The 19,987-nt window shown below is 66.5% G+C and carries 19 protein-coding genes and 1 pseudogene; 5 read left to right on the top strand and 15 right to left on the bottom strand.

The window, feature by feature from the left end:
* Nucleotides 1–7: 7 nt before the first annotated feature.
* Nucleotides 8–1,450: an MDR family MFS transporter gene (locus tag IG171_RS13035; protein ID WP_249203685.1), complete on the bottom strand. Its 1,443-nt coding sequence runs from the start codon at nucleotides 1,448–1,450 to the stop codon at nucleotides 8–10.
* Nucleotides 1,451–1,536: 86 nt separating this feature from the next.
* Between IG171_RS13035 and IG171_RS13030 the strand changes: the two genes are divergently transcribed.
* Nucleotides 1,537–2,166: a TetR/AcrR family transcriptional regulator gene (locus IG171_RS13030; RefSeq protein WP_212127845.1), complete on the top strand. Its 630-nt coding sequence runs from the start codon at nucleotides 1,537–1,539 to the stop codon at nucleotides 2,164–2,166.
* A gap of 31 nt (nucleotides 2,167–2,197) precedes the next feature.
* Here IG171_RS13030 and IG171_RS13025 read toward each other — a convergent pair whose 3' ends face one another.
* The 5 genes from IG171_RS13025 to IG171_RS13005 all read right to left on the bottom strand — a co-directional run bounded on the left by IG171_RS13025 (nucleotide 2,198) and on the right by IG171_RS13005 (nucleotide 7,491).
* Nucleotides 2,198–2,983, bottom strand: a complete 786-nt coding sequence (locus tag IG171_RS13025) for an amino acid ABC transporter ATP-binding protein (protein WP_212131682.1) — start codon at nucleotides 2,981–2,983, stop codon at nucleotides 2,198–2,200.
* A complete protein-coding gene (locus tag IG171_RS13020; protein WP_212131681.1) occupies nucleotides 2,983–3,777 on the bottom strand; it encodes an amino acid ABC transporter permease in 795 nt (264 codons plus the stop codon). Before IG171_RS13020 ends, IG171_RS13025 begins: the two co-directional genes overlap by 1 nt.
* 211 nt (nucleotides 3,778–3,988) lie before the next feature.
* Nucleotides 3,989–4,786: a basic amino acid ABC transporter substrate-binding protein gene (locus IG171_RS13015; protein ID WP_249203684.1), complete on the bottom strand. Its 798-nt coding sequence runs from the start codon at nucleotides 4,784–4,786 to the stop codon at nucleotides 3,989–3,991.
* A gap of 312 nt (nucleotides 4,787–5,098) precedes the next feature.
* The gene (locus IG171_RS13010; protein WP_212127844.1) at nucleotides 5,099–6,535 is read right to left on the bottom strand and encodes an MFS transporter; all 1,437 of its coding nucleotides are present in this window, start codon (nucleotides 6,533–6,535) and stop codon (nucleotides 5,099–5,101) included.
* A gap of 203 nt (nucleotides 6,536–6,738) precedes the next feature.
* Nucleotides 6,739–7,491 (bottom strand): peptidylprolyl isomerase, encoded by a 753-nt coding sequence (locus IG171_RS13005; protein ID WP_249203683.1) that lies wholly within the window; start codon nucleotides 7,489–7,491, stop codon nucleotides 6,739–6,741.
* Nucleotides 7,492–7,736: 245 nt separating this feature from the next.
* On the opposite strand from IG171_RS13005, the gene IG171_RS13000 reads away from it, so the two are divergent.
* Together IG171_RS13000 and IG171_RS12995 are read left to right on the top strand one after the other, a co-directional pair.
* A complete protein-coding gene (locus IG171_RS13000) occupies nucleotides 7,737–8,177 on the top strand; it encodes a transposase (RefSeq protein ID WP_212127466.1) in 441 nt (146 codons plus the stop codon).
* A 71-nt stretch (nucleotides 8,178–8,248) separates the two neighbouring features.
* On the top strand, nucleotides 8,249–9,199 hold the full coding sequence (locus IG171_RS12995; RefSeq protein WP_249203629.1) for an IS3 family transposase: 951 nt from the start codon (nucleotides 8,249–8,251) through the stop codon (nucleotides 9,197–9,199).
* Between the two features lie 118 nt (nucleotides 9,200–9,317).
* Here IG171_RS12995 and IG171_RS12990 read toward each other — a convergent pair whose 3' ends face one another.
* The 9 genes and pseudogenes from IG171_RS12990 to IG171_RS12955 all read right to left on the bottom strand — a co-directional run bounded on the left by IG171_RS12990 (nucleotide 9,318) and on the right by IG171_RS12955 (nucleotide 18,486).
* A complete protein-coding gene (locus tag IG171_RS12990; protein ID WP_212127843.1) occupies nucleotides 9,318–10,535 on the bottom strand; it encodes an MFS transporter in 1,218 nt (405 codons plus the stop codon).
* Between the two features lie 133 nt (nucleotides 10,536–10,668).
* A complete protein-coding gene (pcaC, locus tag IG171_RS19095; protein ID WP_249204347.1) occupies nucleotides 10,669–11,085 on the bottom strand; it encodes a 4-carboxymuconolactone decarboxylase in 417 nt (138 codons plus the stop codon).
* Between the two features lie 105 nt (nucleotides 11,086–11,190).
* A pseudogene (locus IG171_RS19090) lies at nucleotides 11,191–11,976 on the bottom strand (alpha/beta fold hydrolase); the annotation flags it as partial.
* Nucleotides 11,977–12,000: 24 nt separating this feature from the next.
* Nucleotides 12,001–13,371: a lyase family protein gene (locus IG171_RS12980; protein WP_212127841.1), complete on the bottom strand. Its 1,371-nt coding sequence runs from the start codon at nucleotides 13,369–13,371 to the stop codon at nucleotides 12,001–12,003.
* A gap of 5 nt (nucleotides 13,372–13,376) precedes the next feature.
* On the bottom strand, nucleotides 13,377–13,961 hold the full coding sequence (pcaG, locus tag IG171_RS12975; RefSeq protein ID WP_212127840.1) for a protocatechuate 3,4-dioxygenase subunit alpha: 585 nt from the start codon (nucleotides 13,959–13,961) through the stop codon (nucleotides 13,377–13,379).
* The gene (gene pcaH, locus IG171_RS12970) at nucleotides 13,954–14,766 is read right to left on the bottom strand and encodes a protocatechuate 3,4-dioxygenase subunit beta (RefSeq protein ID WP_212127839.1); all 813 of its coding nucleotides are present in this window, start codon (nucleotides 14,764–14,766) and stop codon (nucleotides 13,954–13,956) included. The genes pcaG and pcaH overlap by 8 nt, the downstream gene beginning before the upstream one ends.
* A 51-nt stretch (nucleotides 14,767–14,817) precedes the next feature.
* Complete coding sequence (locus IG171_RS12965) at nucleotides 14,818–16,002, bottom strand: 4-hydroxybenzoate 3-monooxygenase (protein ID WP_212127838.1); 1,185 nt, start codon at nucleotides 16,000–16,002, stop codon at nucleotides 14,818–14,820.
* A 167-nt stretch (nucleotides 16,003–16,169) separates the two neighbouring features.
* Entirely contained in the window at nucleotides 16,170–17,006 is an 837-nt protein-coding gene (locus IG171_RS12960) for a phosphosulfolactate synthase (protein ID WP_212127837.1), read from the bottom strand.
* A gap of 91 nt (nucleotides 17,007–17,097) precedes the next feature.
* Nucleotides 17,098–18,486 (bottom strand): MmgE/PrpD family protein, encoded by a 1,389-nt coding sequence (locus IG171_RS12955; RefSeq protein ID WP_212127836.1) that lies wholly within the window; start codon nucleotides 18,484–18,486, stop codon nucleotides 17,098–17,100.
* A gap of 223 nt (nucleotides 18,487–18,709) precedes the next feature.
* Here IG171_RS12955 and IG171_RS12950 point away from each other — a divergent pair, with 223 nt between their 5' ends.
* Together IG171_RS12950 and IG171_RS12945 are read left to right on the top strand one after the other, a co-directional pair.
* Entirely contained in the window at nucleotides 18,710–19,765 is a 1,056-nt protein-coding gene (locus tag IG171_RS12950; RefSeq protein WP_212127835.1) for a YeeE/YedE family protein, read from the top strand.
* Nucleotides 19,762–19,986 (top strand): sulfurtransferase TusA family protein, encoded by a 225-nt coding sequence (locus tag IG171_RS12945; RefSeq protein ID WP_212127834.1) that lies wholly within the window; start codon nucleotides 19,762–19,764, stop codon nucleotides 19,984–19,986. The genes IG171_RS12950 and IG171_RS12945 overlap by 4 nt, the downstream gene beginning before the upstream one ends.
* The last annotated feature ends 1 nt before the right edge of the window (nucleotide 19,987 follow it).

Raw genomic sequence — 19,987 nt, 5'->3', positions numbered from 1 at the left:
GCCCGGCTCAGTCCCTCTCCCGATCTCGCCCCGGAAGCGCGAAGGCCGGAATCAGAGCGGCGATCGATATGCCGACCGCCGCCCAGAAGGACGCATGATAGGCGCTGACGGTCGAACCGCTCGCGTCCGAATGGACCATGACGAACTGGAGGACGACGGCGACGATCGCAGTGCCGAACGACGCCCCCACCTGCTGCAAGATGCGAGTGTGGATGCTGGCGTGCGCGATGCTCTCCGGCCCGACGTCCCGATAGGCCAGACTCATCGGCGGAATGAGGACCGCGCCGATGCCGAGGCCGCGCACGAACAGCACCGTGCTCAGCCACACGAGGCTCGTACCGGGCCCGGCGACGGCGAACGGCACGGTGCCGACCGCTGCCACGAGGAAGGCGGCGATGGTGACGGTGCGACCGCCGAAGCGCGCCACGAGTCCGCCCGCCGCGAATCGCACGACGAGCGCTCCGAGACCCTGAGCGATCATGAGGAGTCCGGCGGCCAGGACCGTGCGTCCCTGCAGCTGCTGGAAGTACAGCGGAAGCAGGAACATCCCCGCATACAGCGCGGCTCCGGCGGTGAACATCGTCGCCGAGGCGCTGGCCAGAGAGCGTGCTCGCAGCAGGTGCACATCGAGGAGCGGGTCGGCGGCACGCAGAGCCCAGAGCACGAAGCCGGCCAGCAGAACGACGCCGCTGATCGAGGGGACGAGGACGCCGGGACGTGCGAGGTCTCCGTGTTCGGCGATCTGAGAGAAGCCGTACAGGATGCCGACGAGCCCCGGAGCCAGCAGCGAGAGTCCGACCCAGTCGAGGCGCGCCGGCCCGCGCTGATCAGCATCGGCGGCGAGGAACCGCCACGCCATGATGAGCCCGACGGCGATGATCGGCACGTTGACGAGGAACAGCCAGCGCCAACTCAGCCAGTTGAGGATGACGCCGCCGACCACGGGACCGAGGATGGGCCCGAGCGCCGCGGGCAGAGCGATGGTGGCCATGATGCTGGGGCCGACCCGCTCACCCACGGCCCTGACCGCCAGGGTCTGCATGAGAGGCATGATGAGGCCGCCTCCGAAGCCCTGCAGGGCGCGGAAGGCGATCAGGCTGGTGTCGTTCCACGCCAGAGCGCAGAGGACGGAGGCGATGCCGAACACGATGAGAGCCGACATCCAGGCCCGCTTGCCGCCGAGCCGGCGTTCGAGCCATCCGGTCAGCGGCACCGCCGCGCCCAGCGCGAGGAGGTAGGCGGTGGTCACCCACTGGATCGTGGCCGCCGTGGAGTCCAGATCGAGGGTCAGTGTGCGGATGGCCAGAGTCACCATCGTCGCGTCGAGAATGGCGGCGATCGCACCGATGATCAGTGCTGCGATCGTGAGCTTCGCCGAGCGCGGAAGCGCTTCCGTTCGGTTCTCGGCGGGACCGGTCCGCGGGGTGGTCGACATGGCGCCATCTTTCATTTAAGGAATGATTGCATCTCTAAAGATAGCGATCTCGAATAAGAGTGGCAACCCTTTCTTATATGAAGGTGACGTACCATGCAGTCGTGAGCACTTCGTCGACTCCCCGCCCCGCCCGAACGCGTCGCAGGGGCGCAGAATTGGAAAGCGCGCTCCTGCAGGCGGCCTGGGATGAGCTGGCGGAGGCCGGGTATGCGGGATTCACCATGGAATCGGTCGCGGCACGGGCGCAGACGGGAATCGCCGTGCTGTACCGGCGCTGGGCGAACAAGGACGAGCTGGCGCTCGCCGCCTTCGAGCACTACCGGAGCACTCACCCGATCGAGGTGCCGGACAGCGGCAGTCTGAGAACCGACCTCATCGGGCTGATGGAGGGCATGGGCCGTCAGCGTTCGGGCCTCTTCTCAGGTGCCTTCGGAGCGGCGTTCTCGGGCCTGCTGAAGTCGACGGGGCTGACGGTCTCGGAGTTCCGGGACCGGATCCTGGGCCCGAACAGGGCGGAGAACCTGCGCACCGTCTATCAGCGCGCACATGACCGTGGTGAGATCGACCTGAACCGTCTGTCGGACACGATCCTCGACATGCCCGTCGACCTGGTTCGACACGACATCTTCATGTCCCCGCAGCCGGTGTCCAGGGCTCGCATCGAAGCGATCGTCGATGAGATGCTGTTGCCGCTGGTGCTGCCGACGGGTGAGGGCACGGCCAGGAGCTGACCCCGCTGGCCGAGCCTCACGCGGCGAGCCCCTACCCCAGCTGCCCGGGGTGGAGGACGCGGGAGAGGAAATCCCTCGTGCGCTGCTCCCGTGGGGCGCCGATGACCTCCTGGGCGGGTCCGGACTCGACGACGACCCCTCCGTCCATGAACACCACGCGGTCGGCGACCTGCCGGGCGAACTCCATCTCATGGGTGACCACGACCATCGTCATCCCCGCCTCGGCGAGGTTGCGCATGACCTGGAGGACATCGCCGACGGTCTCCGGGTCCAGCGCCGAGGTGGGCTCGTCGAAGAGCATGACATCGGGGTCCATGCTCAGGGCCCGGGCGATCGCCACGCGCTGCTGCTGGCCGCCGGACAGGGACGAGGGCTTGGCATCGATCTTCTCGGACAGTCCCACCTTCGCGAGATTCTCCTCGGCGATCCTGTCGGCCTCGGCCTTTGACCGGCGCAAGACCTTGATCTGGGCGACGGTGAGGTTCTCCCGCACGGTGAGGTGGCCGAAGAGATTGAAGGACTGGAAGACCATGCCGATGCGGGTGCGAGCGGCATCGATGTCGAGGTCGAGGTCGGTCATGTCCATACCGTCGACGACGATCGACCCTCCTGTCGGGTCCTCGAGGGTGTTGATGCACCGGAGCATCGTCGACTTTCCCGAGCCCGAGGGCCCGATGACGCAGACGACCTCGCCCTTGTCGACGTCGAGGCTGATGTCGGTGAGCACCTTGTTCGATCCGAAGCTCTTCTGCAGGTTCGTGATCGAGATGAGCGGTGTTCCGGTCGCCCGCGCCGAGGCGGTTGCTGAGCTTGTCATCATTTCACTCCTGAGTCTGCGGAACCGTACTTCTTCTCGAGCACCCGTGACAGGTACGACAGCGGGATCGTGATGATGAGGTAGCACAGGGCGATCACGATGAACGGGGTGAGGTTCGCGGAGTTGACGATCTCGGCGCGACCCAGTGCCGCGAGCTCACGTCCGTCGACGGAGGAGCCGAGGATGTAGGCCAGCGAGGAGTCCTTCGTCAGCAGGATGAGCTCGTTGGTCAGAGGCGGGAGGATGATCCGCATCGCCTGCGGCAGGACGATTGTGAACATCGCGCGTGAGGACGACATGCCCAGCGACCGGGCGGCCTCGACCTGGCCCTTGGGCACGGCCTGGATGCCGGCGCGGATGGTCTCGGCCATATAGGCGGAGGAGACGAGCGCGAGGGCGATCATGATGACCACGAGCTGGGGAAGGATGAATCCGGGGAAGGCCACCGGAAGGCCGAAGCCCATGACGAGGAAGACGACGAGGGCGGGCAGGCCGCGGAAGAACTCGATGTAGACGAAGGCGATCCACCGGTAGACGCCGACCGAGGACAGTCGCATGAGTGCGAGCACGATGGCGATGACCAGTCCCAGGACGAAGCCGAGGCCGGTGAAGACGACGGTGTTCTTCAGCGCCTTGGTGATGACATCGGGGAACATGTCGGCTGCGATGTCGACGCGGCCGAAGGTGTCGATGAGTGTGGGCCAATCGGCCACGACCGCGATGACGGCGGCGATGACGACGAGGAGGCCGTATTGGATCCCGCGCGAGATCTTCGCCTTCTGGCGCTTGCTCATCTTCGCTTTGGGGGTGGCGGCGGCGACGGGAATGCCGGTGCCGGTCCGGCCTCCGTTGCCAGTCGCATGGGGTGATGACATGGGTGGTGTCCTTTTGACGCGGTGGCAGTGGTGACCGCCGATGCAGTGTGTGTCAGTGAGAATCGTGCTCAGCCGAATGAGCGGCCGCCCGCGGTCTGTGTGCCGCGGCCGGCCGCCCGTTCAGCGGTGATCATTTGGGAGCGTCGCCGAACCACTTCTCGTAGATCTTGTCGTACTCTCCGTTGTCCTTGATCTCCTTGACCGTTTCGTCCACGGCCGTCTTCATCTCCTCGTTGCCCTTCTTCATGCCGATGCCGTAGTGCTCGCCGGTGTCGATGTCGAAGCCGACGGTGAATCCGTCATTGTTGGCTGCGTAGTCGTAGAGCACACCGTTGTCGTTGATGACCGCATCGGCCTGGCCGTTCTTCAGCGCTTCGAGCGAGAGCGGAAGGTCCTCATAGGTGACGATCTCGGCGTCCGTGAAGTTCTCGTTCGCATAGTCGAGGCCGGTGGTGCCGGCCTGTGCGGCGACCTTGAAGTCCTTGAGTCCGGCCTCGTCGTCAGCGGTCTTGTCCTCCGTGGTCAGGATGGCCTGGTTCGCTGGGAAGTACGACTCGGAGAAGTCGATGGCCTCCTCGCGCTCGGGCGTGATCGTCATGGCCGCGGCCGCTACATCGCATTGGTTCTGGTTGAACGCTGCGCCGGTGGTGATGGTTTCGAACGGGGTGTTGACGATCTCCTGCTCGACGCCGAGCTTCTCCGCCACGGCGTCGACGATGTCGACGTCGAAGCCGACGACCTCACCGTCCTTCTCGAACTGGAACGGCTGGTAGGACAGGTGGGTGCAGGTGGTCAGCTTGCCCTCCTCGACCAGGGGCACCCCGCCCTCGGCGGTCGCTGCGGGTTCGGAATCGCCGCCGCCGCTGCAGGCGGACAGGGCGAGCATGGCGCCGACGGCCGCGATGGCCAGACTCGAGCGTCGTTTCATGGTTCCTCCAGTGAGTCGGTGACGGGATCGTCACACAAGCGGCCTGTTCAGAACTCTGAACAGTCTCTGTGAGGAATCATACCGTGAAATGAATCACATTTCGGGGTCCGGCATCAGCACTGCGGAGGTTGTGACGCAATCGTAGTGTTGACGCGGCGTCCGGCACGGGGCCTGCGATCTGCCGAGCAGGCGAGTTGCGGTCAGAGAACCGAGGCCCGACCGCCGTTTTCGGCGATCGGGCCTCGGTTCATTGACCACTTTCGACAGCGGGAACGGCGCGTGCTGCGCTTCAAGACGCTCCCGGGCGGAGACTCAGCTGAGCTGGTCCTCCATATCGAGGGCCGAGGTGTCCTTGGCCAAGCAGAGGGCGACGAGCGTGAGGATCGCCGCGCCGATGATGTAGAGGCCGCAGTAGAAGATCGTGCCGCCTTCGGCCTGCCACAGCGCGACCATGGCGAAGGGTGCCGGGCCCGCGCCGATGACGCTGGACATGTTGTAGGACACGGCCGAGCCGGTGTAGCGGACATTGGCCGGGAAGAGCTCCGGCAGGTAGGCGGCCATCGGCCCGAAAGTCAGTCCCATGAGGATGAAGCCGACGATGAGGGCGATGATGACCCCGGCGGTGCCGGCGTTGAACAGGGCGTTGACGATCAGGCCGTAGGCGGCGATGAGCACGGTCACGCCCAGCAGCATCTTCCGCCGCCCCAGCTTCTCGGCCAGCGGACCGGAGACGACGGTGAAGATGCCGAAGAACACCACGCCGATGATGAGGTAGGTGAGGAATTCGCTCTTCGAATAGCCCAGCCCGGCGACGAATCCGGTGGGGTCGAAGGTCTTGCCGGCCGCCTCGGCGGCGGTCTGTGCCTGTTCGGGGCTGGCCGGGGCGGTGCCGTAGGTCAGCGTGAACGCGGTCATGAAGTAGAAGATCACGTAGGTCGCGAGCATGATGAAGGTGCCGAGGATCAGCGGCTTCCAGCTGCTGGCGAAGACGCGACCGATGGGAGCCTTCGAGATCTGCTGCTTCTGGGCGACCAGCTGGAAGGCCGGGGTCTCCATCAGGGACAGGCGGACGTAGAGGCCGACGGCCACGAGCAGCGCCGAGAGCAGGAACGGGATGCGCCAGCCCCAGGCGAGGAACGCCTCGGGCGAGGTCCACTCGCTCAGTCCGACGAAGAGCAGGTTGGCGATGATGAAGCCGACCGGGGCGCCCAGCTGGGGGAACGTGCCCCAGATGGCGCGTTTGCCCTTCGGGGCGTTCTCGGTGGCCAGCAGGGCCGCGCCCGACCATTCGCCGCCGAGGCCGACGCCCTGGCAGAAGCGCAAGAGGACGAGGCACAGGGGAGCCAGAACGACCCAGCCCGGGGTCGAGGCGGTCGGCAGCAGGCCGATGAGGAAGGTGCCGATGCCCATGATGAGCAGCGAGGCGATGAGGGTCTTCTTCCGGCCGATCCGGTCGCCGAAGTGGCCGAAGATGATCGAGCCGAGGGGGCGGGCGACGAAGGCGACGCCGAAGATCGCGAACGAGCTGAGCAGCTGCGTCGTCGACGTCTGGTTGGGGAAGAAGAGCGCCGGGAAGACCAGCGACGAGGCGGTCGCGTAGGCGTAGAAGTCGAAGAATTCGATCGTGGTGCCGACCATCGAGGCGGTCAGCACCTTGCCCCGGGTGTTGTTCTTCCTGGTGGCTGCGATGGCATCGGCCGTGGCGGCCGATGAGGGATGGGGACTGCCCGGTTGGGTTTCGGTGGACATGGTGTGCTCCGCTTCTTCGTGAGTGCAGGCACGGGCGGGTGGTGCTCGTGTCAATGGAAAAGGCCGTCGGTGCTGTGCGGGCACAGCGTCGACGGCGACGAATAGACACTACGCCCGTCTCAGGAAATGCGCACTCGGAGTCTCAGACCTTGAGATTGCTAGGAGGTCCGAGCATTGCGGGTGCCTCGAGCCTCTGCCCGGTCTCACTCGGCGACAGTGACGGACTCGATGGTCACCTTCTCCTTCGGCGCACCGTCGCCGGCCCCGGAGTCCGTGCCCTCGGCGGCGATATCGGCGACGGTCTTCGTGCTCTCCTTGTCGAGAGACCCGAAGACGGTGTAGTCGGCCGGCAGGGGACTGTCGTCGTAGACGACGAAGAACTGGGAGCCGTTGGTGTCGGGACCGGCGTTGGCCATGGCCAGTGTGCCGGCCGGGTAGGTCTCGGAGCCGTCGAGCTCATCGGCGAACGAGTAGCCGGGGCCACCGCTGCCGGTTCCGGTCGGATCACCGCACTGGAGGACGAAGATGCCCTCGGTGGTCAGGCGGTGGCAGTCGGTGTCGTCGAAATACTCCTGCCCGGCCAGGGACAGGAAGCTGTTGACGGTGCAGGGTGCGCCCTCGGCGTCGAGGGTCACGGCCAGATCGCCGGCACTCGTGGCGATGGCGGCCTCGACCTCACCGGTCGCCTGCGGGGTCTGGGGCGGAACCTCGACATCCTTGGCTGCAGGCTGCGAACCGGTGGGGTAGGAGCAGGTGCCCGCGGCGGCCTCGGCCGAGGAATCAGCTGCCGCGGAGTCGCTGCCTGAGTCGCTGGCGGAATCCTGCTCCGGATCGGAGGCTCCGCATCCGGCCAGCAGTACAAGGGCGAGGGCGGCCAGGGCGGTCTGCAGCATGAGGGCAAGCGATTTCGGGGGATGGATCAGGGCATGGGAGCGACTCTGCGCGGGATGGTCCATGCCCTCATCGTATAGTCGGCCGACTACTGGTCGTGTTCGGATGCTCTTGCGGCCCAAAAGTATCCGAACACGACCACCTCTTGAGCGCTGCCTCGTCGAGACAACGGCGGAGCGTCGAGACCACTGCGCGCGCCCCGGTGGAGCGTCGAGACAACGGTGGAGCGCCGAGACCACTGCGCGCGCCCTCTGTGTCAGGCTGTCTTGTGACAGTTATCTGACAATATTGGCGGGGAGAGAAGTCTGTTATGTCTTTTGAAGTTCCGTCCCGTTCCTCGAGCCGCGGGCATTTCACCACGGCCCAGAAACTCGAGATCCTGGACGAATATGACAAATGTATCGAGATGGGTTCTAAAGCCCAGTTGGCTCGGACTGTCGGGGTCAATCCCAGAACGATCTATCAGTGGTTCGTGGACAGAGAAAATGGTTGCCTGACCTCGCGATCGGATCGGTTGAATGGCAATCCCAGTGACAACAAGCTCAAAGCCGCTGAGAAGAAGCAACTCACACAGCTGCAGGCCGAGAACGAAGCGTTGAAGGCCAAACTGGCCAAGTCTGAAGCTGCGGTCGATATCTTGGGAAAAGCGTCCGCGCTCTTGGAAGCGATGTCCAAGAGCGCGACCGCGACAGACCCGACGCTGCCCGAGGTCGAGGCGACCAGGCCGGACTGGATGAGCCCGCCACAGTAAAGGCAATCGGGTTCAGGTTCATCGGCGATCTGATCAGGGTCGGCTGGTCGATCACGGCGGCCTGCGAGTTGATGGGTGTGCATCGTACGAGTTGGTACCGTCACCAGAATCCGGCGGTCCCGGCCGGGGTGCAGGTGCCGCAGAAGGAACGCGACTACCCGAGTCGGATCACCACCGCCGAGGCCGATGCGTTCATGGCGCTGTTGAACTCTGAAGACTATGAGAGCCTGTCTGTCACCCAGGCGTATTGGCGGATGCTCGATGCCGGGCAGGTGCCATTCTCCGCGTCGACGGCTCACCGAGTGGTGGCCGCACACGGGCAGAACGGAGACCGTCGCGCCCAGCGCCGTGGTAACCAGCCCAAACGGCCTAAGCCGGTCCACGCTGCCTGCGCACCGAACCAACTGTGGAGTTGGGACATCACGATGCTGCGCGGTCCCGGCAAGGTCATCTATCGCCTCTATGCCATCATGGACGTTTTCTCCCGCAAGATCGTTGGCCACCGGGTCGAGACTTCCGAGAAATCCGTCCATGCTCAGACCATGATCGATCAGGCTGTGGCAACTAACCAGCAGTACCCGACCGTGCTACACGCCGATAACGGGGCTCCCATGCGCGCGGCAACGACTGTCCAGTTCGCTCAGTCGCTGGGGATCAAGCTGTCCTTTTCCCGGCCCAGAGTGTCGAATGACAACGCGTTTAGTGAATCGACGTTCAAGACCATCAAGTACCACTTGGACTTTCCCACCCGGTTCGAATCCATCGATCATGCTCGTGACTACATGGCCGCGTTCATTGCTGACTACAACGCGAACCACCGCCACAGCGGCCTGAATTATTACACTCCCAACGATGTCCATCACGGACGTACCGAGCTTGTCCGGGCCCGTCGCCAAGCCACTCTGGAGGCCCGTCACTGCGCGCATCCGGAACGATTCCACACCAGCCCCATAGCCGCTGGCCCACCGACCCACGCCGGCATCAATAGCCCAGAAAACACCGAGCTGTCACAAACAGCTTGAAATATACCGCGCGCCCCGGTGTCTCGGAACCCGACCGGTGTCTCGGCAGAGACCTCTGATGCAGACCCGTTGTTCGAGGCGGCCGCGAGTCAGCCGCGGGAACGCGGCAGCTCGGGGCTCAGCTGTCGACGACCGAGCGGCTGCTGGGACTGGAGGAGCCGCCTCGGCGCAGGAAGATCGCGACGGAGATGACGATGAGCCCGGCCAGGCACAGTCCGACGCCGACCCAGGCCGGCGCCCGGTAGCCCAGGCCCGCGGTGATGACGATGCCGCCGAGCCAGGCGCCGATGGCATTGGCGAGGTTGAATGCCGCGTGGTTCATCGCCGCGGACAGGCTCGGGGCGTCCTGGGATTCGCGGAACAGGCGCATCTGCAGGGCCGTGGTGATCATCGAGCCCGAGACGCCGATGAGGAAGAGGGCGATGATCGCGACCGCCGCGATATGGGTGAAGGCTCCGAAGGCGGCCAGGACGAGGGCCGAGAGGATCATGCCGCCGGTGGCCGAGCGCTCGATGGACTTGTCGACCAGGGGACCGGCGATGAGCGAGCCGGCGGTCATGCCCAGTCCGTAGACGGCCAGCACCCAGGGGATGGCGACGGACGGGACCGAGGCGATCTCGGTCATGGTCGGGGTGATGTAGGTGTAGACGGCGAACATGCCGCCGAAGCCGACGGACCCGGCCAGGAGGGTGAGGATGATCTGCGCGCGACCGAGCGCCTTGATCTCGCCGCGGGCCGAGGGCACCTCACCTGCGCCGACGCTCACGCGGGGCACGCCGACGGCGACCATGATGACGGTGAGCACGCCGAGGCCGGCGACGAGGGCATAGGCGCTGCGCCAGCCGAACAGGTTGCCCAGTGCCGCGGCGAAGGGCACGCCGAAGATGTTCGCGATCGTCAGCCCCAGCATCACCCGCGACATGGCCCTCCCGCGGCGGCCCACCGGCACGAGCGAGGCGGCGACCACGGCGCCGATGCCCAGATAGGCGCCGTGGGGCAGTCCGGAGGCGAACCGGGCGATGTTGAACAGGGACGCAGTCGGGGCGAGCATCGAGACGAGGTTGCCCAGGGCGAACAGGCCCATGAGGCACAGGAGCAGCAGCTTGCGATCCATGTGCGCCGCGATCGTCGTGATCAGGGGCGCGCCGATGACGACGCCGATCGCGTAGAAGGACACCGCGTGACCGGCCTGCGGCACGGTGATGCCGAGCTCCTCGGCGATCATCGGCAGCAGACCCATGGTTGCGAATTCGGTCACCCCGATGCCGAAGGCACCGATCGCCAGGGCGAAGACGGCGAATTTGTAGACTCCGCGAGAGACCGGGGCTTCGCTCATAGGACTCCTTCGGAGACGGTGGGAACACGACCGCACCAGCCTATTGCCGATTTCGGCTCGTCGACAGTTGAGATGGCCCAATGTGACGATTCGAACAGGGCCCCGTGCCGGGTGGGCGCTCAGGGGGAGTGGATCACTCCTCTGCCTCGTCCACCTCCGCCAGGGCCTGAGCGGCCACGGAGAACGCGGTGTTCGCGCTCGGCACCGAGCAGTAGATGGCCGATTGGAGGAGCACTTCCTTGATCTCGTCACGGCTCAGCCCGTTGCGCAGGGCCGCCTTGACGTGCATGGCGAGTTCGGCCTCGTGGCCGCCGGCGACCATGGCCGTGAGCGTGATGGCCGAACGCATGCGCCGGTCGAGGCCCGGACGGGTCCAGATCTCACCCCAGGCATAGCGGGTGATGAGGTCCTGGAAGTCGGTGGTGAACTCGTCGACCTTCGCATTCGCCCGGTCGACGTGGGCATCGGACAGGACCTGGCGCCGGACGGTCATGCCCGCCTCGCGCACCTCGTCCCGGCTGGCCTCACGTGGGCCCGAGGCCGTGGGCAGCGCGACTGCCGGTGCGGACTCGTCGCTGACGGCACCGCTTCCACTGGCACCGCCGCCGAGCCCCTTCCCGCGCAGGAAGTCGTCGAGCAGCCCGGCGGTCACGGCCGGGGCCTCGATCGGAACGAGGTGGGCCGCACCCTCGATGACCTCGAGCAGGGCACCGGGGACCTCGCCGGCGATCTCGGCGAGCTTCGTCGCCGGCGTCGGCTGGTCCTCGGACCCGGCGACGGCCAGCAGCGGCAGGGAGATCTCGGGCAGACGCCGGCGGACGTCGAACTCGGCCAGCGCGTAGCACAGGGCAGCATAGGAGAACCGGTCGGCGTCCTGCAGCGAGTGCAGCAGCGCCGCCGAAGCCTCGGGCTCACGGTCCATGAACCCCTCACCGAACCACCGCTGGGCCGAGCCGATGATCTGCGTGGGCGTGCCCGAGGTCGCCACGGTCTGCGCCCGCTCCTCCCAGGCCGAGGCCTCGCCGATCTTCGCCGCCGTGCAGAACACGGCGACCCGACCGAAGCTCTCGGGATGGTCGAGGGCCAGCTGCAGGGCGATCGCCCCACCGATCGAATCACCGGCGAGGTCGACGGGAGTTCCCGGGGCGGCCACATCGGGCAGGATCTTGGCGAGGGTGGACTGCACCGCCTCGGCGAGCTCGCGCACCGTCATCCTCGGCGCCACCGTGCTGCCGGCGGGGACGTCGATGGGAGCCGACCGGCCGTGGCCGGGAAGGTCGATGCCGATGACCGTCGATTCCGGGCTCAGCTCCGCCAGCTGCATGGCGGCCTGCTGCCACAGTGCCCCGACCGAGGTGCCCAGGGAGGGCAGGACGACGAGGACCCGGGCCTCACCGGTCGAGGTCGTCGGCGCGGCGAGAACGGATGCGGTCAGCTCCATGGATGTCACTCTCTCTGTCGGGGATCAGTCGAAGGTCGGCAGGTCGATCTCCTGCGGCCCGGACTGGTCGATGGTGGCCAGGATGTTCCGGCGGATGTCCTCGGCCTCGCCGAGGTAGCGTTCGGGGCTGAAGAAGTCCTCGATGCCGTCTTCGTCGCCGACGGCCTCCCGCAGCGCGGCCACGGGGTCGGTGCCGTCGGCGACGATGGCGGCGAGTTCGTCCTTCGACAGCCGGTCGCCGTAGACGATGGCCAGCTTCTCGCTGAAGAGTCCGGGACCGGCGGCGTCGAGGTTCGCACGCATGGCCTCGGCATCGACCGTGAGACCGGCGATCATCTCATCGAGGATGATCAGCGACGAGATCGCCAGCGTCATCAGTTCGGACAGAGCCGGCCATTCGGCGTGCCAGGCCCCGTCGGAGCGTTCCTCGACCGCTTCGGCGGCGGCCGTGGTCAGGGTCGACAGTGCCCCGGGCACCCGCATTCCGTTGCGGTGGAGCAGCACCGCCGAGGTGGGGTTCGACTTGTGCGGCATCGCCGAGGATCCGCCGGTCGAGGCCAGGGACAGCTCCCCGACCTCGGGGCGGACGCCGACGAGGACGTCGCGGGCGATCGAGGCCCCGACCGTCACGCACTGGGCCAGGTGGGATCCCCAGGTCAGGATCCGGACCCGGTCGGTGTGCCAGGGCACGGGGATCTGCGTCAGCGCGGCATCGGGGCCGACCATCTGCATGTGGAACTCGTGCAGCAGGGAGTCCGTCGACTCCCCGGCGAACCAGCGGATCGCCGCCCGGGTGCCGGCGGCGCCTCCGACCTGCACATAGTCGACGAAGGGGGCCTGGCCTTGGACCTCGTTGACCTCGGCGGCCCAGGCCGCGGCCTTGAGTCCGAAGGTCGTCGGCAGCGCCGGCTGAGTCAGCGTGCGGGCCAGGCACAGAGTCTGGGCATGGGCTTCGGACAGGTGGACGAGGGAGGCGCCGATGACCTCGAGGCGGGCCTGCATCTGCCGGACGACACGGGAGACGAGCAGTCCGATCGCGGTGTCGATGACGTCCTGGCTGGTCAGCCCCCGGTGCAGGCAGCGTGAGGCCTCCGGACTCAGCCGGGTGCGGACGAGGCCGAGGAACGGGATGACGGGGTTGCCTCCCGCCTCTGCGCTCTCTCCCAGGGTCTGGAGTTCGGCGTGATCGGCCGTCAGCGACCGGATGGTCGCGTCAATGGCCGCGGCGACCTCGGTGCGCACCTCCGATGACACCAGCCCCACCCGTGCCTGGGCGATGATCCAGGCCGTCTCGACCTGGCCGATCGCGGTGATGAGCGCGTCGTCATCGATGGCTTCGGCGCCGCGCAGATCGCCGGGGGCGAAGAGGAGGCGGGTATGGGCGGTGTCGGTCATTGGTGTCAGTCCTCGTGGCCGGGGAAACGGAGGAAGGGTGTTTCCTCCTCACCCTGCAACCGTATGTCGAAACGCAGCGATCCGTCAGCCCCTCGGGCCGCGATCAGGCGGTTCCTCTCCGACGGCGAGAGGGAGGACAGCAGCGGATCGGCGGCCAGGGCCTCGGTGTCCTCGGGGAGGTAGATCCGGGTGAAGAGGCCGTTGAGCAGGCCCCGGGCGAAGATCACGACGCTGATGAAGGCCGCCTTGCCCGGCTCGGTGGGTCCGGGGTCGACGGTGGAGAAGCTGTACTCGCCCTCGGGGTCGACCGCGGCGCGCCCGAAGCCGGTGAAGGTGAAGCCGTCTCGGCGCAGCGATCCCGTCGCGCGGGGCACGGTGCCGTTCTCATCCGGCTGCCAGATCTCGAGGAGGGCATCGGGGACGGGGACACCTGCACCGTCGTAGACGACACCGTGCAGGCGCACGGCCCGGGCCGAGCCCGCGGGCACGAGTTCGCTGTCATGGTCATAGGGCAGTGCATAGCCGTAGAACGGGCCGACGGTCTGTCCGGGCGTCGGCGTCAGGTCCGGGGTCGCGGTGAGATCAGTCATCGTCGTCTTCTTCCATCCAGGTCCGGTTGGCTCCGGTGAGCACGATGTCCCAGTTGTAGCCCATGAGGAACTCGTGCTCGGTGATGCTGTGGTCATAGGTCGCGACCAGGCGGTCGCGTGCTGATCGATCGGTGATCGACTGGTAGATCGGGTCGAGCGCGAACAGCGGGTCGCCCGGGAAGTACATCTGGGTGATCATGCGCTGGGTGAACTCGGACCCGAAGAGCGAGAAGTGGATATGGGCCGGCCGCCACGCGTTGTGGTGGTTCTTCCACGGGTACGGGCCCGGCTTGATCGTGGTGAACGAGTACGAGCCGTCATCGCCGGTCAGGGTGCGTCCGACACCGGTGAAGTTCGGGTCGATCGGGGCCGGGTGCTGGTCGCGCTTGTGGATGTAGCGACCGGCGGAGTTCGCCTGCCAGATCTCGACGAGCTGATTGCGGACCGGCCGACCCTCACCGTCGAGGACCCGCCCGGTGACGCGGATGCGCTCGCCGATGGGTTCGCCGTCGGCCTGGACGGTCAGGTCCGATTCGAGGGTGCCGATGTCACGGTGCCCGAAGGCCGGGGAGAAGAGCTCGATGGTCTCGGGATCGGCGTGGCGAGGGTCCTTCGTCGGGTGCCGCAGGATCGAGGACCGGTAGGGCCGGTAGTCCAGCCGCGGCTGGGTCTCCGGCGCCTTCCCGCCTTCCACGTCCTTCCTGTACGCGGATTCGATGTCTGCGATCTCCTGCGACAGCGTCGCCTGGGACTCGGTGGCGTCATCGGGGCCCGTGGCGGTGTCCGAGGTCTGCTGTGGACTCATCGTCGAACCTTTCTCCATCGGTTGGAATCACTGTGGGCAGCGGGAGGGGGATCAGCCGTTGGGCCATCCGGTGTAGCACTCGGCCAGGTAGCGCCGACCGTGCTCGGAATCGAGGATGGAATGGAGCTCGCCGAGGCTGCGCTTCGTCTCGAACGCATCCTGACCGGGGTCGGCGTGGAGCATCCGGGTCATCTGGTAGGAGAAGTTCTGGGCCTTCCACACGCGTTTGGTCGCGGTCTGCGAATACCCGGCCAGAGCCTCGGCGTCGGAGTCCTTGAGCGCGCTGATCAGGGCCGGGGCGAGAACGGAGACATCGGCGAAGGCGAGGTTGAGGCCCTTAGCCCCGGTGGGCGGGACCGTGTGGGCGCTGTCGCCGGCGAGGAACAGCGAACCGTGCTGCATCGGCTCGGTCACGGCCGAACGGAACGGCAGCACCGTCTTGTCGGTGATCGTCCCGGTCCTGAGCTCGAAGCCGTCGGGCCCGGCGACCCGGGATTGCAGTTCGGTCCAGATCCGATCATCGGACCAGTCGGCCGCATCGGTGCCCGGGGAGGTCTGGAAGTACATGCGCTGGACGGTGTCGCTGCGCTGGGAGATCAGCGCGAAGCCGCGTTCGGAGCGGGAGTAGACGAGCACCTCGTGGCTGGGCGGGGCCTCGCAGAGGATGCCGAACCAGGCGAAGGGGTACTCGTGGAAGTACCGCTGCCGGGTGGTGTCGGGGATCATCGCCCGGCAGGGTCCGCGGGAGCCGTCGGAGCCGACGACGTATCGGGCCTCGATGCGAAGCTCCTCGCCGTCGACGGTGGTGGCGGCCACCCAGGGCCGTTCGCTTTCGATATCGCCGAGGCGGGTGTCGGACACCGAGTAGTGGATCGGCCGTCCGGTGCGCTCGCGGGCGGCGGCGAGGTCGACGAAGATCTCGTTCTGAGGGTAGAGCCAGACGGATTCGCCGACGAGTTCGGGGAAGTCGAAGAGGTGGGAGGTCCCGTCGACGCGGATGGTGATCCCGTCATGACGGTGGCCCGCGGTGTGGACGCGGGAATCGACCCCTGCGGCCTCGAGCATGCGCACCGATCCCGCTTCGAGGATCCCCGCACGGTGGGTGTGGGCGATGTCGTCGCGGCTGCGGTTGTCGATGACGACCGAGTCGATGCCCGCATTGTGCACCAGGTGAGCGAGCATGAGTCCCGCGGGACCGGCACCGACGATCGCGACGTCTGTCTGAAGTTCTGGCACTCGGGCCTCCTTGCCTGTTTCGTCCTCCTCAGTGTGCGCCCGGTCACGTGAGCGAGGCGATCCCGTTCTCAATGAATGGGAGGCAGGCCGGCATGGCAGAGGCGCCGACGGAATCCGTCGGCGCCTTCCCTGTGCCGAATCGGGCCGACTCAGTCGGCCGTCTCAGCTCATGGAGCCGGGTTGATCACCCGTCCCCAGGTGGACTTGTTGCCCCAGATGTTCTGGCGCAGGCCCTCGAGCTGGAGAATCTGCGAGTGGTCGACGAACAGGTTGCATTCGTTTCCGTAGTTCTTGATGTACCACTCGAAGACGGGCCCGTCGGCGGCTTCGAACATGACGTTCTCCAGGCCCAGACCGTTGATGATCGAGGCGGCGGCCGCCGTGTTCCACTCCTCGACGTTCTCCGTGATGCCCTCGGACTCGACCATGATGATCGAGGCTCCGGCATTCAGCGCCCGCTGGCCGCGATCGACGAGGTCGCCGATGTCCTTCGCGGACTCGGCCGCCAGTTCGGCCTCTCCGGAGTCTCCGCCCGAGCCGATCTGGATGCCGAGTTCGGGCTTGGCCTTGAGGCCGGCCTTGACGACCTTCTCGACGAGGCGCTCGAGACCGGAGGTCGGCAGCATGATGAAGCCGGTCGAGATCTCGATGACGTCGAACCCGACCTCCTTGGCCTCCTTGAGGTACTGATCGACCGCGTCATCGCCGTAGCGCAGGACCGTTTCGATCCATCCGCCGGAGGATACGTACGCGCCGTTGTCATGGGCGATGTCGCTGAAGGCCTTCACCTGTTCGGCCGGGACGAGCGAGAACGAGCCGCCCGCCCATTTGATGCCGTCGACCCACTGCCCGGCGACGTCGAAGACGTCCTGCAGGTGTCGGGTGCCGAAGGTCGAGTAGTAGGGGGCGCGGATCTCGGTCATCCCGACGGTGCGGGGCTTGGCCGGCCGGTGGGCGCGGGGAACGAAGTTCATGGACACATCGAAATCGATGGCGTTCGACATGGTATTTCCTTTCTTCGATGTCGGCTGACTGCCGACGGGGTGCCGGCTGACCGCCGGCGGGTGCCGGGTTCTCCGGCTGGGTGACGCAGCCTCAGCTGCGAGTCTGGGGGACGCGGGCGAGGGCCTCGGTGAGTTCGCGGACCCGATGGTGCTCGAGGTCGTGGACGAGTTCGGCGATCTCATCGCGCAGCTCCGCCTCGGCGAAGGGGGAGGTCAGCGCGTCGAACTTCCGCCTGGCACCGGCCCAATCGAGGGGATTGGTGACGAATCCCTCGTAGTCGTCGGTGCTCGCGTGGAACCGTGTGCCGTCGTCGAGGGTGACGACGAGATCGGCGCACATGTGGTCGGGGAAGCGGTCGCTGAACTCGTCCGACGGTGTGATCGCCACCTTGTGCATGAGGCCCTGTACGTCCTCCGCGGTGATCCGATCGGGATCGTACTGCTCGGGATTGAGCTGTCCGTCGAGGAGGACGACGGCGACCATCCACGGCAGCGAGTGGTCGGCCTCCTCCTTGGTCCGGATGGTGCGCTTATCGCCTTCCTCGCCGCCGCCGATGATCGAGTAGGCGACGTCGAAGGTCCTCAGTTCCACGCTGGCGATGGCATCGGCGCGGAAGCCGTCCTGGGCCCTGATCTCCTGGGCGGCGTCGAGGGCGGACTGGGAGTGGATCTCGGCATTGTGCTTCTTGATGATCGTGTCGGTGACCTTCTCGAGGTCCTCGGCCGACCAGTCGAGCTCGAAGTCACCGGCCAGAGCCTTGAAGCCCTTGTTGCCTTCGAAGACCTCGGCCGGGCCGGTGATGCCGTGGGCGGCCAGCAGTGCCGCGAAGACGCCTTCCTTCGACACGTGCGGATAGGCCAGTCCCTTCCAGTGGCTGAGGTCACCGGTGCGGGTGACGCGCAGGGCGACGTTCGCGGTCCCGGCCATGGCGGCGGCGTTCGCGATCTGCTCGGGACCCAGTCCCAGGGCCTTGGCCGAGGCGGCCCCGGCGGCGAAGGCTCCCTGCGTCGTGTGGTCGAAGCCGAGGTCCCTCACGGGGGCGACATCGGACAGGCGCGCGTGGATCTGGTAGGCCACGGCGAAGGCCGTGAGGAAGTCCGCCCCCGAGCCATCGGCCCGCTCGGCCGCGGCGAGGACCGCGCCCATGTTGTCCGAGGGGTGGTTGGTCTCGCCCTTGGCCAGGTAGGCATCCATGAAGTCGAGATACCGGCTCAGGGCCGAGTTGAAGAAGGCCGCGTGATCGGGGCTGGCCTGGCCGCCGCCGATGAGTGTGGCTCCGCCTCCGGCATCGAGGTCCTCGATCAGTGCCCGGATCTCCTTGAGCGGCTGCGCGTCGAGGGCTCCGATGGCGACGCCGATCGTATCGAGGACGCGGATCTTGAGCTGCTCGAGCGCGGTGTCGCTGAGCATGTCCAGCGAGGCCTGATCGACGAACTGTGCGAGTGACTGCACTTCTGTCAGTGCGGGATTCCTATTCATCCTGACCCCTCCTCATTAGGTAAGGTATACCTAAATTATGTCCCCGAACTATCTTGACGTCAAGATACTTTTGAGGAGATGTGCATCACATCGCGTCGCGGGGTCGTCGCGATGACGCGTATGACCGGATGTGACGGGGCGGCGTTGACTCGATGGTGATTGTTGAGCAAAATGGGCTGCTGTCGCTCGTCTTGCACTCCCATCATCCAAAGGAAACAGCTCAATGATCATCACTGGCCTCGTCGTCGGAATGGTTCTCGGATTCGTGTTCCAGCGCGGCCGATTCTGCGTCACCGGAGCGTTCCGCGATCTCACGCTGACGGGGAACACGCGCTGGTTCTCCGCCCTCATCGTCCTCATCGCCGTCCATTCGATCGGTCTGTTCCTGCTCAACAACGCCGGAGTCATCACTCTCGAAGCGGAGCCGTTCCCGTGGCTGGCCGCGATCGTCGGCGGGCTGATCTTCGGCGCCGCGATGGTCCTGGCCGGCGGCTGCGCCACCGGCACGTACTACCGGGCCGGTGAGGGACTCGTGGGCAGCTGGCTCGCACTGATCTTCTACGCCCTGTTCTCGGCGTTCATGAAGCTGGGCCCGGCCGCCGGCTTCACCGAGGGCATCCGCTCGATCACTCTCGACAACGGCAGCCTGCAGGCGAGCACGGGGCTGAGCCCGTGGGTCTTCGTCGTCCTCATCTCGGCCATCGCCGTCTGGCTGACAGTCCATCACGCGCGCAAGCTCAAGACCCCGATGGCCGCGCTGCCGCCCAGGAAGCGGGGACTGGCCCATCTGCTCACGGAGAAGCGGTGGAACCCCTTCGCCACGGCCGTGGTCATCGGCATCATCGCCACGATCGCCTGGCCCCTGTCGGCGGCCACGGGACGCAACTCCGGGCTGGGCATCACCACTCCCTCGGCGAACCTCACCGGATACCTCGCCACCGGCGACACCGAGCTCATCGACTGGGGCGTCATGCTCGTGCTCGGCATCCTCATCGGCTCGTTCATCGCGGCCAAGGCCTCCGGAGAGTTCCGGATCCGCGTGCCCGATCAGGACACGATCATCAAATCGATCTTCGGCGGCATCGGCATGGGTGTCGGCGCGGCCATCGCCGGCGGCTGCACCGTCGGCAACGCCATGGTCTCGACCGCCCAGTTCGAATACCAGGGCTGGGTCTCGATGGTCTTCATGATCGCCGGCGCCGGAATCGCCGCCAAGGCCACCATCAAACCCACGACGTCGCGGGCGGCAGTGCCCGCGGCAGAAAGCAGGACAGTATGAAGCAGGTACTCGAAACCGACGGCCAGGTCTGCCCCTTCCCCCTCGTCGAAGCCAAGGAGGCCATGACCGGCCTGGCCGACGGTGATGAACTCGTCATCAACTTCGACTGCACTCAGGCCACCGAGGCGATCCCGCAGTGGGCGGCTGAGAACGGCTACCCGGTCACCCACTTCGATCGGGTCACCGACGCGAGCTGGACGATCACGGTCCAGAAGGCCTGAC

It is taken from the genome of Brevibacterium sp. SMBL_HHYL_HB1 (assembly GCF_018208375.1).
In the GTDB taxonomy this organism is placed as follows: Bacteria; Actinomycetota; Actinomycetes; order Actinomycetales; family Brevibacteriaceae; genus Brevibacterium; species Brevibacterium intestinavium.
This window is presented reverse-complemented; position numbering and strand designations above follow the sequence as displayed.